The sequence below is a fragment of the Ruegeria sp. P8 genome (assembly GCF_056534665.1).
Genome location: NZ_JBQERC010000003.1, coordinates 1 through 18,924 on the forward strand (window position 1 = coordinate 1; position 18,924 = coordinate 18,924).

Annotated in this window: 17 protein-coding genes, 2 tRNA genes and 1 pseudogene; 12 read left to right on the forward strand and 8 right to left on the reverse strand. The window is 55.2% G+C overall.

The window, feature by feature from the left end:
• The first annotated feature begins 14 nt into the window (after nt 1-14).
• A tRNA-Met gene (locus tag ACR0BZ_RS06290) sits at nt 15-91 on the forward strand.
• Nucleotides 92-349: 258 nt separating this feature from the next.
• Here ACR0BZ_RS06290 and ACR0BZ_RS06295 read toward each other — a convergent pair.
• The 3 genes and pseudogenes from ACR0BZ_RS06295 to ACR0BZ_RS06305 form a co-directional block, all read right to left on the reverse strand.
• Nucleotides 350-748, reverse strand: a complete 399-nt coding sequence (locus tag ACR0BZ_RS06295; protein WP_480919762.1) for a cupin domain-containing protein — start codon at nt 746-748, stop codon at nt 350-352.
• Between the two features lie 296 nt (nt 749-1,044).
• Nucleotides 1,045-1,740, reverse strand: a complete 696-nt coding sequence (locus ACR0BZ_RS06300) for a LysR substrate-binding domain-containing protein (RefSeq protein ID WP_480506815.1) — start codon at nt 1,738-1,740, stop codon at nt 1,045-1,047.
• Between the two features lie 24 nt (nt 1,741-1,764).
• Nucleotides 1,765-1,956, reverse strand: a pseudogene (locus ACR0BZ_RS06305) (helix-turn-helix domain-containing protein); the annotation flags it as partial.
• 121 nt (nt 1,957-2,077) lie between these two features.
• On the opposite strand from ACR0BZ_RS06305, the gene ACR0BZ_RS06310 reads away from it, so the two are divergent.
• The 7 genes from ACR0BZ_RS06310 (at nt 2,078) to ACR0BZ_RS06340 (ending at nt 9,283) form a co-directional block, all read left to right on the forward strand.
• A complete protein-coding gene (locus tag ACR0BZ_RS06310) occupies nt 2,078-3,133 on the forward strand; it encodes a dipeptidase (RefSeq protein ID WP_480486513.1) in 1,056 nt (351 codons plus the stop codon).
• Between the two features lie 34 nt (nt 3,134-3,167).
• Nucleotides 3,168-4,763, forward strand: a complete 1,596-nt coding sequence (locus tag ACR0BZ_RS06315; RefSeq protein ID WP_480474887.1) for an ABC transporter substrate-binding protein — start codon at nt 3,168-3,170, stop codon at nt 4,761-4,763.
• Nucleotides 4,764-5,822, forward strand: coding sequence for an ABC transporter permease (locus ACR0BZ_RS06320; RefSeq protein WP_480919763.1), 1,059 nt, complete (start codon nt 4,764-4,766; stop codon nt 5,820-5,822).
• On the forward strand, nt 5,819-6,730 hold the full coding sequence (locus ACR0BZ_RS06325; protein WP_480486519.1) for an ABC transporter permease: 912 nt from the start codon (nt 5,819-5,821) through the stop codon (nt 6,728-6,730). Before ACR0BZ_RS06320 ends, ACR0BZ_RS06325 begins: the two co-directional genes overlap by 4 nt.
• Nucleotides 6,727-7,575, forward strand: a complete 849-nt coding sequence (locus ACR0BZ_RS06330; RefSeq protein ID WP_480506615.1) for an ABC transporter ATP-binding protein — start codon at nt 6,727-6,729, stop codon at nt 7,573-7,575. The genes ACR0BZ_RS06325 and ACR0BZ_RS06330 overlap by 4 nt, the downstream gene beginning before the upstream one ends.
• A 1-nt stretch (nt 7,576) precedes the next feature.
• Nucleotides 7,577-8,332 (forward strand): ABC transporter ATP-binding protein, encoded by a 756-nt coding sequence (locus tag ACR0BZ_RS06335; protein WP_480506616.1) that lies wholly within the window; start codon nt 7,577-7,579, stop codon nt 8,330-8,332.
• A gap of 210 nt (nt 8,333-8,542) precedes the next feature.
• The gene (locus ACR0BZ_RS06340) at nt 8,543-9,283 is read left to right on the forward strand and encodes an outer membrane protein (protein WP_480539066.1); all 741 of its coding nucleotides are present in this window, start codon (nt 8,543-8,545) and stop codon (nt 9,281-9,283) included.
• Nucleotides 9,284-9,439: 156 nt separating this feature from the next.
• Here ACR0BZ_RS06340 and ACR0BZ_RS06345 read toward each other — a convergent pair.
• Nucleotides 9,440-9,529: transfer RNA gene (locus tag ACR0BZ_RS06345), tRNA-Ser, on the reverse strand.
• A gap of 433 nt (nt 9,530-9,962) precedes the next feature.
• On the opposite strand from ACR0BZ_RS06345, the gene ACR0BZ_RS06350 reads away from it, so the two are divergent.
• Both ACR0BZ_RS06350 and ACR0BZ_RS06355 read left to right on the forward strand, forming a co-directional pair.
• On the forward strand, nt 9,963-11,945 hold the full coding sequence (locus ACR0BZ_RS06350) for a phosphatase PAP2 family protein (RefSeq protein ID WP_480919764.1): 1,983 nt from the start codon (nt 9,963-9,965) through the stop codon (nt 11,943-11,945).
• A gap of 184 nt (nt 11,946-12,129) precedes the next feature.
• Nucleotides 12,130-13,338: a hypothetical protein gene (locus ACR0BZ_RS06355; RefSeq protein ID WP_480919765.1), complete on the forward strand. Its 1,209-nt coding sequence runs from the start codon at nt 12,130-12,132 to the stop codon at nt 13,336-13,338.
• A gap of 8 nt (nt 13,339-13,346) precedes the next feature.
• On the opposite strand, the gene ACR0BZ_RS06360 is transcribed toward ACR0BZ_RS06355, so the two are convergent.
• On the reverse strand, nt 13,347-14,288 hold the full coding sequence (locus ACR0BZ_RS06360; RefSeq protein ID WP_480919766.1) for a YcaO-like family protein: 942 nt from the start codon (nt 14,286-14,288) through the stop codon (nt 13,347-13,349).
• A gap of 68 nt (nt 14,289-14,356) precedes the next feature.
• Between ACR0BZ_RS06360 and ACR0BZ_RS06365 the strand changes: the two genes are divergently transcribed.
• Entirely contained in the window at nt 14,357-14,668 is a 312-nt protein-coding gene (locus ACR0BZ_RS06365) for a hypothetical protein (RefSeq protein WP_480919767.1), read from the forward strand.
• A 32-nt stretch (nt 14,669-14,700) separates the two neighbouring features.
• On the forward strand, nt 14,701-16,320 hold the full coding sequence (locus tag ACR0BZ_RS06370; protein WP_480919768.1) for a hypothetical protein: 1,620 nt from the start codon (nt 14,701-14,703) through the stop codon (nt 16,318-16,320).
• Nucleotides 16,321-16,326: 6 nt separating this feature from the next.
• On the opposite strand, the gene ACR0BZ_RS06375 is transcribed toward ACR0BZ_RS06370, so the two are convergent.
• The 3 genes from ACR0BZ_RS06375 to ACR0BZ_RS06385 all read right to left on the reverse strand — a co-directional run bounded on the left by ACR0BZ_RS06375 (nt 16,327) and on the right by ACR0BZ_RS06385 (nt 18,918).
• Entirely contained in the window at nt 16,327-16,710 is a 384-nt protein-coding gene (locus ACR0BZ_RS06375; RefSeq protein WP_480919769.1) for a carboxymuconolactone decarboxylase family protein, read from the reverse strand.
• Between the two features lie 235 nt (nt 16,711-16,945).
• Complete coding sequence (locus ACR0BZ_RS06380) at nt 16,946-18,034, reverse strand: aromatic ring-hydroxylating oxygenase subunit alpha (RefSeq protein WP_480919770.1); 1,089 nt, start codon at nt 18,032-18,034, stop codon at nt 16,946-16,948.
• The gene (locus tag ACR0BZ_RS06385; protein ID WP_480919771.1) at nt 18,031-18,918 is read right to left on the reverse strand and encodes a MurR/RpiR family transcriptional regulator; all 888 of its coding nucleotides are present in this window, start codon (nt 18,916-18,918) and stop codon (nt 18,031-18,033) included. The genes ACR0BZ_RS06380 and ACR0BZ_RS06385 overlap by 4 nt, the downstream gene beginning before the upstream one ends.
• Between the last annotated feature and the right edge of the window lie 6 nt (nt 18,919-18,924).

The window sequence follows — 18,924 nt, forward strand, 5'->3', positions numbered from 1 at the left end:
AAATCTGACTCTGACGCGGGATGGAGCAGCCCGGTAGCTCGTCAGGCTCATAACCTGAAGGTCGCAGGTTCAAATCCTGCTCCCGCAACCAGCGTCAGAAAACCCCAACACTGCCCGTTCAGACCACAAGTGATCCCCCGGATCTTTTGCTTAACCTCTTAACCTCGTCAGCATCATAACCTCAACCGCAGAGGATCATATCCTCTCACCACAACCAAATATAACACACAATATCAGATTGTTACGAACCGCCTCAGGGCGGTGTTTCTATTTGCGCAAATACCGCCGGAAATACTCTGGAAGAAACAGGAATTAGAGAACTGCTGCTGGCCCCCAACAGTATTTTGCGTCACCCCGGAATAAGGTCTTCAAGCTCCGGCATCAGGACAACGCTTTCCTGTTCGTTCGGGTCCGTGCGTGCGATAACTGCAACTGCGGGTTCGTTCCCATCGTTGAACGGAAGGTGCGGAGTGTTTGCCGGTATATAGATCAGGTCTCCTGCTTGCGTTTCCATAACGTGTTCCAGCCTGTCGCCCCAATACATCTTCGCAGACCCGGAAAGCACATAAATCGCAGTTTCATGTGTCTCATGTTTATGCGCCTTGGCGCGCCCTCCGGGCGGGACCGTAAGCAGATGCATGCAGATAGCTTGGCTTCCTACCGTCTGTCTGGCGATGCCTTCGAAGTAATCGAACCCCTGTTTCCCGGAATAGGTTTCGCCGGGGTGCAGTTTCGCACAATCCGCCATCTAGGTATTCCTTCCTAAGATTTGAGCGAGAGAATGATACGCCAGCTTCGCCTGGAAACGTAGGGAAATCAGAAGCGGGTTTTGGGCGGAGATTCTAACGAGCCTTATGAACGAACCGCATACCGGGTGATACGGCCTGAGATACATAAGGACGAAGAAACCCACGTTTGCGGACGTTACTCATACCAAACTGTGCACGTAGCCATGACAGGTCCGTACCTCGACCCTCCTCCAAAATCTTCCCTGTTGGGCGGTCACATGGCGTATTGCCAGTGAAGACCTTTGGAAAGATTTCATTACCTCGGGTCAGAGAAAGGGTCCGGAGGGGTATTCAATCGCAGATGCCGCATGAATGCCCGTGCGATCCTTGGAACCGGTTTTTGATCAGAGACCACAAAATGGCCCCGGTACCGCATAAGAGATTCAAATCGGACAAATGCCAGGTCGGGAGATCGGTAATGGTAGACGGGAAAGGGATTGATAACAGACAGCCCCAATCCTTCGCGCGCCATGTCGGCAGCGGCGAATGAGGTTGAAACTTCGGCAACGATCCTCGGTTTAGCGCGCACTTGATGAAGCAACCGGTCCAGCTGCCCGCGCCGCCCATGTCGATACGTCAGCGCGATCAGCTCTTGCTCATGCAAGTCTGAAGGCGTCAGAACGGTGCGTTCAGACAGAGGATGTTCGGGTCGCATGACGCAAACGGCTGGTGACTCGCGAAATGGTATAAGTTTGATGCCAGCGCGGCTTTGTTCAATCCCGGTCACGGCAAGATCAAATCGGTTCTCAAGCACGCCAAGCGTGACCATATCCGACGTTGTCACCTCAAGGTTCACGAAAAAACCGGGATTCCCGCGAATGAAACTGGCGATGAGGGAAACGATGTATCGATGAGCATAGCTGGGCGGTGCAACGAGGCGCAGTGTTTCCTGCACAGTTTCGCCCGGACCATCGATCCTGTCCAATGCCTCGAACAAAGGATCCAATCGCATATTCAGCCTTACGGCTTCTTGCGTCGGTCGCAATCTGCCTGCATCCCGTTCGAACAGTGTTCTGCCCAGTCGATCCTCTAAGCTGCTGACCGAGCGACTGACCGCGGACTGAGATAAGCCGAGCTGTCGTGCGGCAGCGGCCGTTGTTCCAGACTGCATGAGCGCACGGAGCGCCTGGTATTCCGGCAGAGAATGCCAGTTGCGAGGTTTCTTCATCGCTGGGCGCCCGCATGATTCCGACTAGCTCTATGAGTAAAACTCATCAAGATTTTTTGCAATCATGATGATTGCGTCTGTTAGCGTGTGTCGAAATGACACTAACCTGGGAAAAACGAGTTTGAGCACCTCCCCTCTTATCTTTGATGGGCACAATGATGTTCTGTCAAAACTGGCCTCGTCAGGCGGTCTGCCCGAAGCGGGCCGCTTCCTGACCGGGCTCGAAGGCGCGATCGACTCTGTTAAATCCAAGGCCGGTGGATTTGGCGGAGGCTTCTTTGCCGTCTGGGTCCCTTCGCCTATCGATGCCGATGCTAAAATGGAAGAAATGGTCCAGCCTAGCTATGACCTGCCGCTTCCCAATCATATAGACGCCGAAGATGCTCTGCCCTCAGCGCTGGGGCAGATTGCCATACTGCTGGAACTGGAACGTTTGGGGGCGTTGAAAGTGGTTCGATCAGTTTCGGATATTCGAAACAGCATGGCGCTAGGCCAGATTGCGGCCATTTTTCACATCGAGGGCGCCGAGCCGATTGATGCCGATCTGCATTCGCTTGACGTGTTTCATGCGGCGGGGTTGCGATCATTGGGGCCCGTGTGGAGCCGACCCAACATTTTTGGCCATGGTGTGCCGTTTAGATATCCATCGGGGCCGGACACTGGCCTTGGATTGACGGATCATGGACTGCGGCTTGTGCAGCGATGCAATGCGCTGGGTATCATGTTGGATTTGTCCCACCTCAATGAAAAAGGTTTCTGGGATGTAGCGCGGTATTCGGATGCGCCTTTGGTCGCAACGCATTCGAATGCCCACGCCATCTGTCCGCACGCGCGAAATCTGACCGATGATCAGCTTCGCACCATCGCGGAAAGCGACGGGATGGTCGGGTTGAACTTTGCCACTGCGTTTCTGCGTGAGGATGGTCGGATGCTGTCCGATGTGCCGTTGATGCAGGTTCTGAAGCACCTTGACCACCTGATCGGGATAATGGGTGAAGACCGGGTCGGGCTTGGGTCCGATTATGACGGGGCGGTCGTGCCGGACGACGTGAAGGACATCTCGATGCTGCCTCGATTGAGAGATGCCATGGTGACCCATGGATACGGCGAAGAGCTCATCAAGAAGCTCTGCCACGAAAACTGGTTGCGTGTTCTTGAGAAGACCTGGGGCTCGTAACCGTTAGTGAAGACTTGATGACAGAGAGGACAAAATGAACGCATTTAACAGATTGCTTACCGGTGCGGCGCTAGGATTGGCGCTGGCCGTGACCTCGACTTCGGCAATGGCCGAAACGCCGCCGAACATGTTGGTTATCGCGCATCGTATCGACGACATCACGACGTTGGACCCGGCCGAAAGCTTTGAGTTTGCGGGTTCGGATGTCAGCCGGAATGTCTATCAGAAGCTGGTGAACTTCGACCCGCTCAATCTGGATGCTGGCTATCAGCCCGACATCGCTGAAAGTTGGGATGTGTCTGAAGACGGCAAATCGATTACCTTCAATATCAGGGAAGGGTTGACCTTTCACTCCGGAAATCCGGTGACGGCCGAAGATGTTGAATTTTCACTGCGTCGGGCGATCATTCTAAACAAGACCCCGGCCTTTATCCTGACCCAGTTTGGGTTCACGCCGGAAAATGTCGAACAAACGATTGTCGCGGACGGCAACACTCTGACGATCACGACGGACAAACCCTATGCGACATCCTTCGTTCTGAACTGTCTGACCGCTACCATCGGCGGCATTGTCGATAAGAAGACGGTGATGGAACACGACAAGGATGGCGACTTGGGCAATGAATGGCTCAAGACCAATACTGCTGGATCTGGGGCTTATAGCCTGGTCAGCTGGAAACCCAATGAAAGCGTAACACTGAAGTCGAACCCCGATTTCTATTTGGGTGCTCCGGCCATGGAGCGTGTGGTTGTCCGCCACGTTCAGGAAAGCGCCAGCCAGCGCCTGTTGCTGGAACGTGGTGATATCGATGTCGCGCGCAACCTGAATCCAGAAGATGTTGCCGGTGCTTCATCCGTTGCCGGCGTAAAGATTGCAGACGAGCTTAAGGGCCGCCTGATGTATGTTTCGCTGAGCCAGAAACATCCCGAGCTGAGCAAGCCTCAGGTTCGGCAGGCGTTCAAATATCTGGTTGACTATGAAGGGATGCGCGACAGCTTCCTGAAAGGGCAATACACGATCCACCAGAATTTCCTGCCCCAAACCTATCTCGGTGCCTCTGACGAGACGCCGTTTAGCTTTGATGTGGAAAAGGCCAAGGCCCTGCTGGATGAAGCAGGTGTAAGCGGGCTTGAGATTGAAGTAGGTGTGCGTGAAGCGCAGGAACGGATCGAAATCGCCCAATCGCTACAGAATGCGCTGAGTCAGGTTGGCATCACGATGAACATTACCGTGGGAACCGCCAAACAAATTTTGGCGCGGTATCGTGCGCGGGAACTGGATGTTTACCTTGGCGCATGGGGGCCGGACTATCCTGACCCGCAGACGAACGCAGGTACCTTTGCCTATAACCCGGATAATTCGGACGAAGCCAATGCCACAGGATTGCTGGCATGGCGGAATTCTTGGGATACCGGCGGGTTGACCGACAAAACGGACGCGGCTGTTGTCGAAAACGACACCGCGAAACGGGCTGACATGTACAAGGAAATCCAGGCCGAGTTCCGCGAGACTTCGCCGTTTGTCATCATGTTCCAGCAGATTGAGCAATCGGCCCTGCGTGAAAACGTGACGAATTTCTCAACCGGTCAGGCGATTACATCGGCGTCGTATTGGCAGGTGACCAAGTAAATGGCACTGGCCGAAAGACCAACTGAGGGGCGCCGCTCGGCGCCTCTTATCCATTGTATCAAGAGTATCCTGAAAACTCTTGGCACCATCGCAATTACAATGCTGGGTCTGCTTTTCGTGACCTTCATCATCGGTCGCGTGATGCCGATCGACCCGGTGCTGGCAATCGTCGGTGAACGCGCATCGCAATCGACTTATGATGCGGTCTATCAACAGCTTGGTCTTGATAAGCCGCTGTTGGTTCAATTTGGATATTACCTTTGGGATGTTCTGCACGGTGATTTTGGCGATTCACTTCTGAATGCCCGCCCGGTTTCTCAGGATATTGCCCGCGTCTTCCCTGCCACGCTGGAATTGGCGACTTTGGGCGTTCTGATTGGAATCTTTCTGGGTGTTCCGCTTGGTGTGATCGCCGCAGTCAAGCGCGGATCATGGATCGATCAGATCGCCCGTGTGGTCGCGCTTGTCGGGTATTCAATGCCAATCTTCTGGCTGGGGCTCATGGGGCTTCTGGTCTTCTACGGGATACTCGGCTGGGTTGGTGGCCCGGGCCGCCTGGATATCTTCTACGAGGACATAGTGCCCTCACGCACTGGGCTGATTTTGGTAGACAGTGCCTTGGCCCAGGATTGGGATGTCTTCCGCAATGCGTTGTCCCATATTATCCTGCCCGCGGCATTGCTGGGGTACTACTCGCTTGCCTACATCAGCCGGATGACCCGATCCTTCATGCTGGAACAGTTGTCAGCCGAGTATGTCATCACCGCCCGCGTCAAAGGGCTGTCTGAAAGACAAGTTATCTGGCGCCACGCCTTCAAGAATATCCGGGTGCAGCTGATCACAGTGATCGCACTCAGCTATGCCAACTTGTTGGAAGGATCAGTTCTGACCGAGATCATCTTTAGCTGGCCGGGGATCGGCAGCTATATCACGACGGCCTTGCTGAGCGCCGATATGAATGCCGTTCTTGGAGGAACCGTTGTGGTCGGGCTGATCTTTATCTGCCTGAACATATTCTCGGACCTTCTTTACCGTTTCTTTGATCCGAGGTCGAAATGAGCGACATGACCTTGCGCCAGTGGCTGCTGACCGACGAGCCGACTTCGCGCCGCCATGCCAGACTGGCCAGCTTCTACAAAGGCTGGCTGACTTTGCGATCAAACTCGATGGCGATGGTCGGGTTGGCGATCCTTGTCATCCTTGTTCTGGCAGCGCTCTTTGCGCCTTTTCTTGCGCCGCACGATCCCTTTGTTCAGAGCCTGTCCAGCCGACTTCTCCCCATCGGGGCTGAAGGGCACCTGTTGGGAACCGACAGCTTGGGGCGGGATATTCTGTCACGCCTGATCTTTGGGGCGCGAATTACACTGTACATCGTAGCTCTTGTGGCGCTCATCGCACCGATTGCGGGGCTTCTGGTCGGGACTGTTGCGGGATATGTGGGGGGATGGACGGATGTGATCCTTATGCGCATCACGGATATTTTCCTCGCTTTTCCACGACTTGTTCTGGCGCTGGCGTTTGTCGCAGCGCTTGGGGCAGGGATTGAAAACGCGGTTCTGGCAATCTCACTCACGGCGTGGCCTCCCTATGCGCGTATGGCGCGTGCAGAAACCCTGACCATCCGGTCAACCGACTATATCAACGCGATCCGCCTTCAGGGTGCCGGGCCGCTGCGCATCATCACCCGGCATATCTGGCCACTTTGCATCTCATCTTTGATCGTGCGGGTCACGCTGGATATGGCCGGGATCATTTTGGCTGCAGCCGGTCTTGGTTTTCTGGGGTTGGGGGCACAACCTCCAAGCCCGGAATGGGGTGCCATGATATCCGAGGGTCGAAGGTTCATCCTTGATCACTGGTGGGTGGCCACGGTGCCGGGGCTCGCAATTTTCACGGTTTCGCTGGCCTTCAACCTGTTGGGTGACGGACTGCGGGACGCGCTTGATCCAAAGGACGGTGGGCAATGAACTTACTCGACATCGAAGATCTGTGGGTTCGTTTCCCAACCCGTCAGGGCGTGTTTGACGCCGTGCGGGGCGTGTCGTTTTCGCTGGGGCGCGAGCGTCTGGGGATCGTCGGCGAAAGCGGCTCGGGCAAGTCGATGACGGGACGGGCCATTCTGCGCCTGATCCGAAATCCGGGTATCGTGGAGGCCAAACACATCAATTTGGAAGGCCGAGACCTGATGAAGCTCAGCGAGCGCGAGATGCGTGAGGTGCGAGGCAAGCAGATCTCGATGGTGATGCAGGACCCCAAGTTTTCTCTGAACCCGGTGGTCACCGTTGGCGAGCAACTCATGGAAGCATACCTTCAACACAATTCCGGCTCTAAGGCCCATGCGAAAAAGATGGCTATTGAGATGTTGGACAATGTCTCAATCCGTGATCCTGAGCGGGTGATGCGGGCATACCCGCATGAGGTGTCCGGAGGCATGGGGCAGCGGATTATGATTGCGATGATGTTGATTCCCAACCCCAAGATACTGATTGCCGACGAACCAACTTCGGCACTTGATGTCAGCGTTCAGCGGCAGGTGCTGAATATCATGGACGGATTGGTCAAGGAACGGGGGATGGGTCTGATATTCATCAGCCACGACCTGAATCTGGTGTCTGAATTCTGCGACCGTGTCCTCATCATGTATTCAGGTCGGATCGTCGAGGTTTGCGAGGCTGACAAGCTGCATCAGGCCCAACATCCCTATACCCAGGGCTTGCTGAACTCGCTGCCGCGCCTTGATGAAAAATGCAACCACCTGAGTGTTCTCACACGCGATCCGTCTTGGTCCGAAGCCCCAAGCGTGAGGGGCTGAAATGAAGGCACTGGAAATCAACCATCTGAATGTCTGGTTTGGTCATGCACACGACCGGGTCGATGCGGTGAAAGACGCAAACCTTGAAGTCGCGCAGGGCGAGAGTTTTGGCCTTGTGGGCGAAAGCGGTTCCGGCAAGTCGACAATTCTGAGGGCAATAACGGGACTTGCACCGCAATGGTCGGGCACAATCCGCGTAGAAGGTCAGGCGATATCCGGGTCCCGGCGGGATCGGTCATTCTTTCGAACCGTCCAGATGGTGTTTCAGGACCCGTATGCATCGTTACATCCCCGACATACTGTCGACCAGGTCCTCAGTGAAACAATTCATCTGCATGGGTTTGGAGATATCGATAAACGCGTGAGCGATTTGCTCAACGACGTCGGACTTGGGCAAAGATTCCGGTTTCGGTATCCACACCAGCTTTCCGGTGGTCAAAGACAACGCGTGGCAATCGCAAGGGCCTTGGCAGGTGAGCCGGACATCCTGCTTTTGGACGAACCCACGTCAGCTTTGGATGTCAGCGTTCAGGCCGAGGTTCTCAACCTGTTGACTGACCTGCGCAAACAGCGCGGATTGACCTATCTGATGGTGTCTCACGATCTTCCGGTTATCGCACATATGTGCGAGCAGTTGGCGGTCATGAGAAATGGTGAAATTGTTGAGGTCATGTCCTCGGAAACACTGCGTTTGGGGAACCCAAGCCACGAGTATTCCAAGCAATTGTTGACCGCCTCTGTTGCCCCAAACCAGTAGCGACTGTTCGTTAGAAGCAGGATTATTCTTCGTATGATCATTTCGGGGGACGCACGACAGCGTCCTTTAGCATTTCCGGTGTGAACGCACCTTTTGATTGATAAGGACCGTGTTGGCACTACAGCGATCGAGATATTGGAAACGGCTACAAATTGTGTAACCGTAAAGCATGCAAGTAATGCAATATAAATTTTAGCAACGAGGTCACTGATGAAAAGCAAGGTGCAAAACTTGGCGATTGCGGTTGCGTTACTGATCGCGCCACCTGTTTCAGCCCAGCAATCTGATTGGTCTTTTTCGGGCACAGCTTATCTGTTCATGGCCGAAACGGATATTTCTCTTGCAACACCAAGTGGAACAATCGACGGCACGTTGAGTTTTTCAGACGCTCTCGAAAACCTGGATTTTGCGTTTATGGGCAGTATTTCAGCGTCTAACGGGCGCTGGTTGTTGCTTGCTGATTACAACTACACCGATTTGGCGTTTAGTAACTCAACTCCCGGCCCGGCGTTTTCGAGTTTGGATACCTCTGCCACCACGCAGTTTCTCAGCGGCTATGTCGGTTACCATGTTTATGAGACACCCGCGATCAGCGTGGCCTTAGCAGGCGGGTTCAGGTGGTTCAGCACGGAAACCACGTTCCGATTGCAACCTGGGGTCGCTGCTGGGCGAAGTGTGACGACCGACGACAACTGGACTGATCCGGTCGTAGCTGCCCGTGCAAGAGTTCGGATTTCTGACAAATGGTCAGGGACCGGGTTCGTGGATTATGGCGGGTTTCGGAGCGGTAGCGAAACCTGGCAAGTTTTGCTGACTGCAGATTATGAAATCAATGACAGATGGCTGATCCGCGGCGGCTACCGGTATATTTCCTTCGATCATGAGATCAACGGCAATGATTTCAGGTTTGACCAATCAGGTCCGCTGCTGGGCGCAACGTACAGGTTCTGAAGACAACGTCAGGCGCATCCCTGATACTAACCTATGTTGCAACAGCGGCGGAGCGCGGTTGTTTCTAAGGGCTGTCGTCGCTCGATAGTCCAGAAACGTACAGTCTGATTTCAAATAAGCTTTTGCTTTTTATGATTATTATTTGACTTCGGTGGATGGCGGAGACGAAGGGATTCGAACCCTCGAGACCCTTCCGGGCCTACTCCCTTAGCAGGGGAGCGCCTTCGACCACTCGGCCACGTCTCCGCCGACGGGTATATCCGTGCAAGCAACGGAAATACAAGGTCAATTCCGCAAAGTTTGGTTTTTTTTACAGATCTGTCCGAACTCTTTGAAATAGAACGGAATCGCACCTGTTTGCATCCTCCATTGGCAAGACTTGGTTCACTTTCTTCAGACCCAATGCAGTTCGTAATATCCTTAGAATCGCGGGCCTTGCCTGTGGCATCTGGCCTGATGTGCGAGAATCCGAGACGTGGCAGGTCTACAGCGGCGTTCAAGTGCACGGTTGGCTTAGCAACGTGAAACCGAGTCACGAGTTTTTGCGTGATTGCGTTCCGTGCGCCAGTGTGAATCCAGCAACTTATTGAAAAAGCATAGAAAACACATTCTCTTTTTGGAAGTCACGATCCGGTAACGCCGTGATGCGATTCGTTCCTTCGTCGATGAGGAGAACATCATGTCGCAACATACCGTTCCGTCTGAACCATGGCAGAACCCTGATGAAGCCAATCAAAAGGTAGGCCGGGGTCGGCGCCGTTTGAGTGTGTTGGCGCGTTCCACTCAGGAGGTTTTCAAGGATCACAACGGTGAATCGGACCTTTTTGAAGGGACATGGCCCACGAATTTCTCGAAGGGTTTGCGTCATGACGTGAACGGAATTGTCGACGCGCAGGTCTATACCGAGTTTCTGGAAGAAGTGGCTGATCCGACCTGCACCGACAATCATGGCAATCGGTTGGCGTTGTTCGACACGCCAGCCTACTCCGGGCCCTTCCGCACCGCGCCATCAGAGGGTGGTGAATTTAGGTGGCGTGCGTGGGAAGGGCCAATCCTGGGCCATCGGCTTGGTCTCAACGGATGTGACGCGGGGGGGTTGGGAATTGCACCCGCGCCCCGGCTTGGATCGGATGAGTTGGCGGCGGAGATGGCCGAGATTTACGCGATGGCCTATCTGCGGGATGTGCCGTTCGAATCCATCAGGGATGGTGCCAGTGATGCGGCCAACGTGGCGGGTGCCCTTTGTCAGATGGAATGGTTCCGGCGCGATGGCAGCCCTCGGGACGCTGATGGCGCAGAGATTGGAAAGGTTTCGGCGGCGCGGCGGGTTCGGGACGGTGGCGGCCTGACCCCTCAAACCCTGTTTCGCGGTTGCTCACAGGGCTGTGCACAGGGACCGTATCTGTCGCAGTTCCTGGTACAAGGCCACGATCCACTGACAGCAGATCAAGCGCGCCGACAAAAGCAAAAGCTGACGCAGGCAATGGCCGTTGGGGCTGTTCCCTTCGGCGCTTTGAGGATCGACCAGAAAATCCAGCCGCAGGCGGCGGGCGTGGACTATCTGCGGGATTGGGCTGAGTGGCTGGACGTTCAAAACGGGGCGGACACGACGGCTGAACAAGCCTTTGAGAGCGAGGGAACGAAATTCATTGAAACACCGCGCGACCTTGCCTCTTACGTGCATTTTGACAGAATTTATCAGGCTTTTTTCAATGCCTGCCTGCTGATGCTGGGACAGGGCACGCCGACAGATGAAGGTTTGCCCGAGGATGGATATGCCGGTGTGCGTGATCCAGGCTCTGCCTGGGGCGGCGCGCACGTACTGTCCCTGTTGACGGAAGCCGGGGCACGGGCCCTGAGGGCCGCGAAACGCCAGACGTTTCAGGTGCACAATCGTGCCCGGCCTGAAAAGCTGGGCAGTGTTACGAGTTTGATGGCGAACGGTCACGGCGCAACCCTTGGCGCGGCCGAGCCTTTTGCCGCGACCCATCTGGGAAAACTCGAAGCGGCGACAAGCGAAGGTTTCAGCCTTATGGATGCAATCGCCGCCTCGCCTTCGGTGAAGCGGTTTGCGCATAACGCCATTTCCCATAAGGGCTTGCCGCGAAATGACCGTAACTTGCTGCTTCCGGTTGCTTACCCCGAAGGGTCGCCAATGCACCCGTCTTATGGCGCGGCTCATGGTGCCGTTGCCGGGGCATGCATCACAGTGCTCAAGGCTTTCTTCAGAACGCACGCTTTGGATGGATCACGGGTGTCTTTGGCTGCGGCTGGTCTGCCTCGGGTCCTTGTGTCAGCTGCGGGGGGTAAGACCCTGATCGACTCGACCCGACCAGAAGACAGTGCAGACTGCCTGACGCTGAATGGCGAGCTGAACAAGTTGGCTTCGAATATTGCACTTGGGCGCAATTTGGCGGGCGTTCATTTCTATAGCGATTATTTCGACAGTATCCGGATGGGTGAGCGTATCGCGGTCGGAATACTGGCAGAGCATATGGCAAAATCACCGACGTCATCGAAAGTGTCGCTGGAGACTTTTGACGGCGATCATCTCAGCATCTCGGGAAAACGGTCTTCTGGCAGTGAAATCCACGTAGCCAACAGTTCGCCTGAATTGTGGTGGACCCGCCACCTGCCAGAGCAGGCAGGTTGGGGCGGATGAGGTTTCAGATTTTTTCGGAGGGAGATTTTTCATGATGCTTCCGTGCCCGTCAACGATGATGATCTCTCGAACCGGGCTGGAACTGCCGTGGCAAGTATTGATGGCAGATCAGCCCTGCATTTCAGATACAGATCGGTGTTCGGTGATGGCTGTTTTTCAATCTCCAGGTTGCGCCGATAGGGGGGTGAGTGAAGCCGCCCTGTCGGACTGGAACTCGAGAATTGAAGGGTTCTTTGATGGCAATGGAGTGAGCCCGTTCCTGGTCATGGACCCAGACGACATCGTCGATGGTCAGATATCGACGGGGTTCAAATGGTCTGCCAACCCGCGCGAGCCCCTGGATTGTCTGGGCGAGGATCTGGCCGCCAGTCTTTCAGATCAGGGTTGGGCAGGCAGGGCTGAGCTGCACAATGAATTTCTGGAATATGCGCTGATTTTACGGCCCGATTCCGACGGCAAAATGCGGCCGAAGCGCTTTGTCGCCACGACCGAACTGATGGAGTGGTGGAGAACCATGGCAGTGTTCGATCTGGATCACTTCCTTTCGGTCGTTGAAACCGTATCCAGATGTTCATATTCCTGCGAAGAGTTGTTCGAGGTTTCGAAATCAGATTGGTGCGCATTGGATGTGCCTCAACGCATTGCTCGTTTTCACAAAAGATTGGTGGGAACAGATTTTGCCCATCCACCAGAGCATCCGTTGAATATCGAACATGCTTTGTTCATGATCAGAGAGACGAACAGCCTGAGCGACCTGATCGCTACAATGCATCTTTCCTCATTCCCATATGTTGTCGGCAATGGTGAAAACAGAAGGCCCGCGCGGCTTGATGAAGTGTTACATTTTGCCGACCGACAGGATTTGTATTGTCGCCATGCGGGATCTGGGTTGGCAGGTGAAGCCCTTGATCTGGCCTTCTCCAGAGGCGCAGCAACACCGACAGGGCGCGCGATGGCGTTCGCGAATCCTCTGGGGCTTTATATTCGGGCGTTTCACATGTCCGAACTCTTCGTGGATGCGGTGAATGTCCCGACAGATTGGGTGCGTTATCCGCGCGGTGAAGCGGGAATGCCCATGCGCCTTGAGTTCGGGCCGGGCGACGATGATCCGCGGTTTCTGGACGATATCACCATGGGATCAGGGTCGACCGCACGGTCTGCGTCGGGTTATGCGCTTGCCAGCCTGATCGAGGTTGGCCCTTTGATAACAGTAGCGGCCAATCCACGCGCGATCACAAGGGTCGAATTTGTTGAGGTCCCGCCTGTTGATCCAAGCGACATCGTTTGTGGACTGCCGAAAACCCAACGATGCAAACAGATTTCTGAATTTGCGGACCGGACTGAAACCGAGGTCTTTGGCAAACTGGCGCTAACTCGCCAATTCAGTCACTGACAAAGGTTTCAAACTGGCACGGCTTTGACAACGGGCAAAGGTATTTCCGGCGCGGTCATATCGAATATGGCAATCGGGCGACCGGCAGCGTTGGCCGCCGCTGTCAATACAGTCATCAGCGTCGGGTCGGGGCTCTGCCAGGCATCCACATCGAAAGAGGATGCCGGAGTTGTCGGGCGATCTGTTCGCGCGCCGCGATACAGTCGGAACAAGCGCGCCTGTTCCTCATTCATCGCGTCATCTGTCACGCCGGTGTGGTCAAGCGTCACCATATTGCGCCAGGACACAACCGCTTCGCATGCCGCGTGCCAGACACCTGTCGCCAGATCGGCGGAAAAAGCCGTTCCATAAGTTGGCCGCCCGCCATCCGCATCGGCGCAGACCGCACGCAGTAGCAGGCCGACGCCCGAAACCACGCGAACGTGAACGCTCAGAATGCGCAGGTGGGTGTTCAGCCAGCGGGCCAGATCGCGCGGCAACGCTGTTTCGGGCAACACTTGGTCGAACCCGCGTGGTCCAAGCGCGTGTTCCAGACATTCAAGCGCGGCCCACAGCGCAGCGGCCTCATGCGTTGGTCCGGCTGCGGCCCCCTTCGACGTGATCTGCCCGCCGCTGCCCGGAGCACCCAGAGCAAGGGCATCATTTGGCAGAACATGCGTGGCACCATCCGATGAAATCAGGCTTTCGCGGGTTTCGGGCGAATCCGCGCTGTATTGCAGCGCATAACGTTCGATCGCTTCGAAACCCGAAAGCCGGGCGGCTTCGTTCCGGTTACGCGCTGTGCCAAAGGACACGCGATGTTTCATTGCGCCAGCGGGTGGCACTGTTCCGTTTCGCAAATTGATCATGCGAAAAGCGGTATGGATCGGAGCACTTTTAGGAAATTCAGCAAAAGAAGGTCCGGAAATAAGCCCTGCGTTTTCGGCCAGTTCAATCAGCGCGTCGGTCATTTTTGTTTCCGGATAGGCATGTAACGGGTTATACAAATTGTTGTGGTTGTTAAGAAAGGACTTTTAGTATGGCTCGTTTGATTATTAATCCGAAATACACACTTAAGGATCTTGGCTGTGAAGTTCTGAACGCCGCCCGGAGCAACGCGTTGGGGTCACAAGAGGATCGCGACGCGGCTGAGCGAAAGATTCATGAAATCCTTGCTGATGTCGGTAATCCTGCGGTGGAGTTTGTTTATGATTCCAAGGGTAAGGTTCATATCGTCATCCCCGATCTGAGCGATAAAGAGCCAGACCCAAATCCCGATCACGAGTCATGGTGCTGCAAGCTGGCCTATGAAGCGATGGGTGGCATTGTCGTTTATGGCTGTGGTTCCTGATCACAGTATCTGAACTTGCCTGAGGAGTTTATTTGAGTAAGGCAAAAACCAAGATATTCCTGACCGGTCCGTTTCAGGTGATTTGCGACAACGGCCAGGATGCAACACCACGCGGCACCAAGGCGAAAGCGCTTCTCGCCTTGGTGTTGTTGTCTAAGAATGCTGTTCGCAGCAGGGCTTGGCTGCAAGACAAACTTTGGAGTAAAAGCTCACCCGCGCAGGGTGCAGCTTCGTTGCGCAAGGAACTTAGTGTCCTGACCAAGCATCTGGCCGGGTTCAAGCTGGAGTTTCTGGACATCGGGCGCGAGAATGTCTCCATCGACCTGAAAGCGCTTGAAATCGATTTGTTTGATGAACCGCTTCAACCCGATCGCGCCGAGCTTTTGGAAGGGTTGGATGTTGCAGATCCGGAGTTTGAAGACTGGTTAGCCGTTGAACGGCAAGCGTATTGGGATGTTGGTTTTGACGAAAATGCACCCGTTCCGGTCGGCGCGCGCTTTCCACCCCATTGGGGGCGCCAAAGACCGGCTATTGTAGTCGAGCCGTTTGAAGTAATCGGTGACGATAACAACATCGACGTGGCAGCGGCGTCGATACGGGATGAGCTGCTTTTCCTGTTGGGCACCCTGTCGGATGTCATCGAATTGCGCGATGCGCGCAGGCAAGAAGGGCCTGTCGACGGTTATATGCTAAGCGGCAGCGTGGTAGCGGCCGAAGGGCTGCGGGTGGCGGCACAATTAACATCAACCGTGGATCAGGTGTGCCTGTGGACCGAACGTTTCCGGTTTCGGGAAAAGGATACGTTTGACGCCGTTGAAGAAATCGCAATGAAAGTTGTCGAAGCGCTTCAATTGCGGCTGCGGGATGGTCACTGGTCCGATATCTGGTCAGCACGCGCCACATCCACCGAAGTTTGGACCGCATTTCAGAATGGTCGCATTCAGGAGAGCCTTACGACCAAGGACGGCCTGTTTCGTGCCATTCGCCAGTATGAGGTCTGTTTGCAGCGCGATCCGGACTATCTGCCTGCGCGGATCGCTGTCGGATTCTGCCGTCTGGACCTGATCCGGTTGGGCATGGAAGATTCACCGGAGCAAATGTTGGCACTGGTCGAGGCCGACTGCGCCATCATGCGTGAAAAACACCCTACGGATCCCTATTGCGCTGCGCTTGAAGCGTTTACCCACAACGTTGCTGGCCATACTGCCGAAGCTTGTCAGCTGATGCGCAAAGTTCTTGAGCGGTTCCACAGCAGCCCCGAATTGCTGGGCTACTATGGTGTTTTGTTGATGTATGATGACCGGCTTGAGGACGGAATAGCCACGTATCGGCAGGCCCTTGCGTTAACACCGCACCCGCCCATCTGGATCGAGGCCAACCTGTCCATGACCCTTGCCCTCTCCGAAGACAAGGCAGCATGGCAGCACGCGCATAATGTCTTACGAGTGGACCCCGGCAGCGTGCGCGCACGGGTCGTGTTATGCATGTTGTCTGCCGCCGCTGGCAACCAGTCACTGGCACGCCGGCACGCCCGTCGCATCCTGGAATTGCAACCGGGTTTTACGGCCAAACGCTGGGCCTGGCCTGGCTGTTTCAAAAACAGAAAATACTATGAAGAAGGCGCACGGTTGTTAGCCGAAGCAGGTCTGTGATGGTGGCTATTTGTCTTCCAGCACTTGACGGGCGACGCGGAAACACTCCAACGCCTGCGGAACACCGCAATAAATCCCGACCACGTGGATGATGGCGCGTATTTCTTCTTTGGTCACTCCGTTGGTGATGGCACCCCGGCAGTGTATTTCCCATTCATGCATCTTTCCCAAAGCGCCGATCATGGACAGGTTCATCATCGATCGCGTTTTTGCGTCGATCACATCATCCCCCCAGCCAAAACCCCAGCACCAGGCGGTCATGGCTTCCTGAAACGGGCGCGTAAAATCATCTGCTGCTGCAAGGTTCTTTTCCACATACTCTGCGCCCAGTGTATTCTTCCGTTGTTCCAACCCTTTCAGGAACAGGTTTTCGTCAAATAAGTCGGCCATTGCGGGTCTCCGATTTTACAGCGTGTCAGGCGGTGTTTGTATGCGGGATCGTAGTATGATTTCATCCGGTGGTGTACCTGTATACCCGGTCCGGCATGTCCACTATGTCGATATACCTAAGTGCTTTGGGCAAAAACCGGTCGATTTTGCAAGGGTGCCATTCCTTGGGCATCAGCGTGGTTGATCTACCCGCACAAGGGCAGGGCAAACAGGTTATGTCTGCCTGGGGTGGGTTTCATTCCACGGCCTCGCGCATCCATTGTTGCAACTTGGCGATTGAGTGTTCGGACATCACACCGCAGCCCGGATCCAGCACCAGCGGGCCGGGGCGGTAACCGCGGGATCTGAGTCCGCGATGCACGGATTCCACAAGCCGGATGTCTTCTTCGACCGTTGTTTCCCTGTCCTGAACGGCCAATTGCCTGATCACCGCGCTTTCCGAACCACCTTCGGTGTACCAACCACGCCAGACGGTGCAGTGATCCGTGTCACTTGCGCGCCAGTGATATGTGTTCAGCACATTGCCCGGATAGCACTGGAACGAAAACATCGGCCACAGGAACCAAGACTGGTAATCGCCCGCATGAGGCACTGACAGGTCGATAGGGTAGGTCATCTTGTCGAGACTCTGACATTCGGTCGTGTGGCGCAGCACGAAACCGCCGCCTGCATCGGGTTGGATGTCGTAGGTTTCGGGCTTGACGACACCTTCAGCGAATGTCGGGTGGTTGGTCGGACAGTGATAACACTCCGAGTAATTCTCGACGCTGACCTTCCAGTTGCAGTGTTCGGGGATCTCGACCCATTCCAGCGGCTCAAGCTCGTCGACATGCGGGACAAATGTACGGATTTCCTGCCGCACTCCGGGATACCAGTCATCCATCGGGGCTGCGTTGTCGTCGAGATTGACGAAGATGAATCCATTGAAGATTTCGGTTCGGACCGCCGTCAGGCAGATTGCACTGCGGTCAAATCCGGGGACGGATTTGATATTTGGACCTGCGCGCAGCTGGCCGGACAACTCGTAGGTCCACGCGTGGTAAGGGCAGACGACGACGCGGGTGTTTCCTGCGCCCGAGATCATTTCATGCGCACGGTGCTGGCAGACGTTATAGAAAGTGCGAATTTCGCCATCGCGCCCGCGAATGCAGAACAGGTTTTGCCCGGCGATCTCAAAAGCAAAGTAATCCCCTGTTTCCCGAACCTGCGCGACATGGCCTGCGAACTGCCATGTTCGGGCCAAAAGCCCCTGCATCTCCTTCTCGAAGATGGCGGGGTCGGTATAATATCGCGCGTCCAGTGAGTGGGTCAGAGGTGCGTTCATTCGGGTTCCTCCGCATATATGCCAAGCTGGTGGCGACGACGATGGAAACGTTCGACCCGTTCGACGATCTCGTCGCTGGATACCGCGATCACGAAAGACAGCAGCGTTTCCAGCAGCGCGATGGTCGAAACGGATGACGGGAAAAACTGTGGGGTATCTGCTGCGACGACAAACCCGTGATGGGCGTTCCGGATTACAGGGCTGGCCGGACTGTCCGAGATACCTATGACAGTCAGGCCCTGCTGACGTGCCAGTTTGACCGCCTCGATCACTTCGGTGCGGTAGGGATGACAGGTGATCGCAATCAGCACGTCCTGCTCATCGGCCCAGGCCAGATCGTCTACCGGGGTTGAACCGGGGCGGGGGATTGCATGAAACTGCTTCATCCCGGTCGAAGCCAGATAGGTAAAGTTGCGTGCGTTGGAATTGTTGACGCCCACGCCGAGTGTGAAAATCTGGCGAGAATTCCAGATGACTTCGGCAGCAGATTTCAGGCGGGTCGCGTCGATCCCTGCAAATGTTTCCTCGATATTCCGGATCGCAGCACCGATCATATCGGCATACAGCCCGCCCAATTCACCGGATTTGCCGATGTCCTGAAGCCATCTGGCGCGGTCTGGAAACGACACGCGCCCTTTTCGGATCGCGTCGCGAAAGGGTTCGCGAAAATCTTCGTACCCTTCAAACCCCACTTGCCGCGCCATGCGCACGAATGTGTTGGGCTTGACCTTTGCCGCCTCGGCAATTTCGCGCACGGTTGAAACCCCTACATCCGTAGGGTTTTCCAGAACGTAACGCGCGGCTTTCTGCGCCTCAGGGGTCAGGGCGTCCCACTCTTCGGTCAGGCGATCCAGAACAGTTGATGATACATTTGTGTCATTCATGATTGA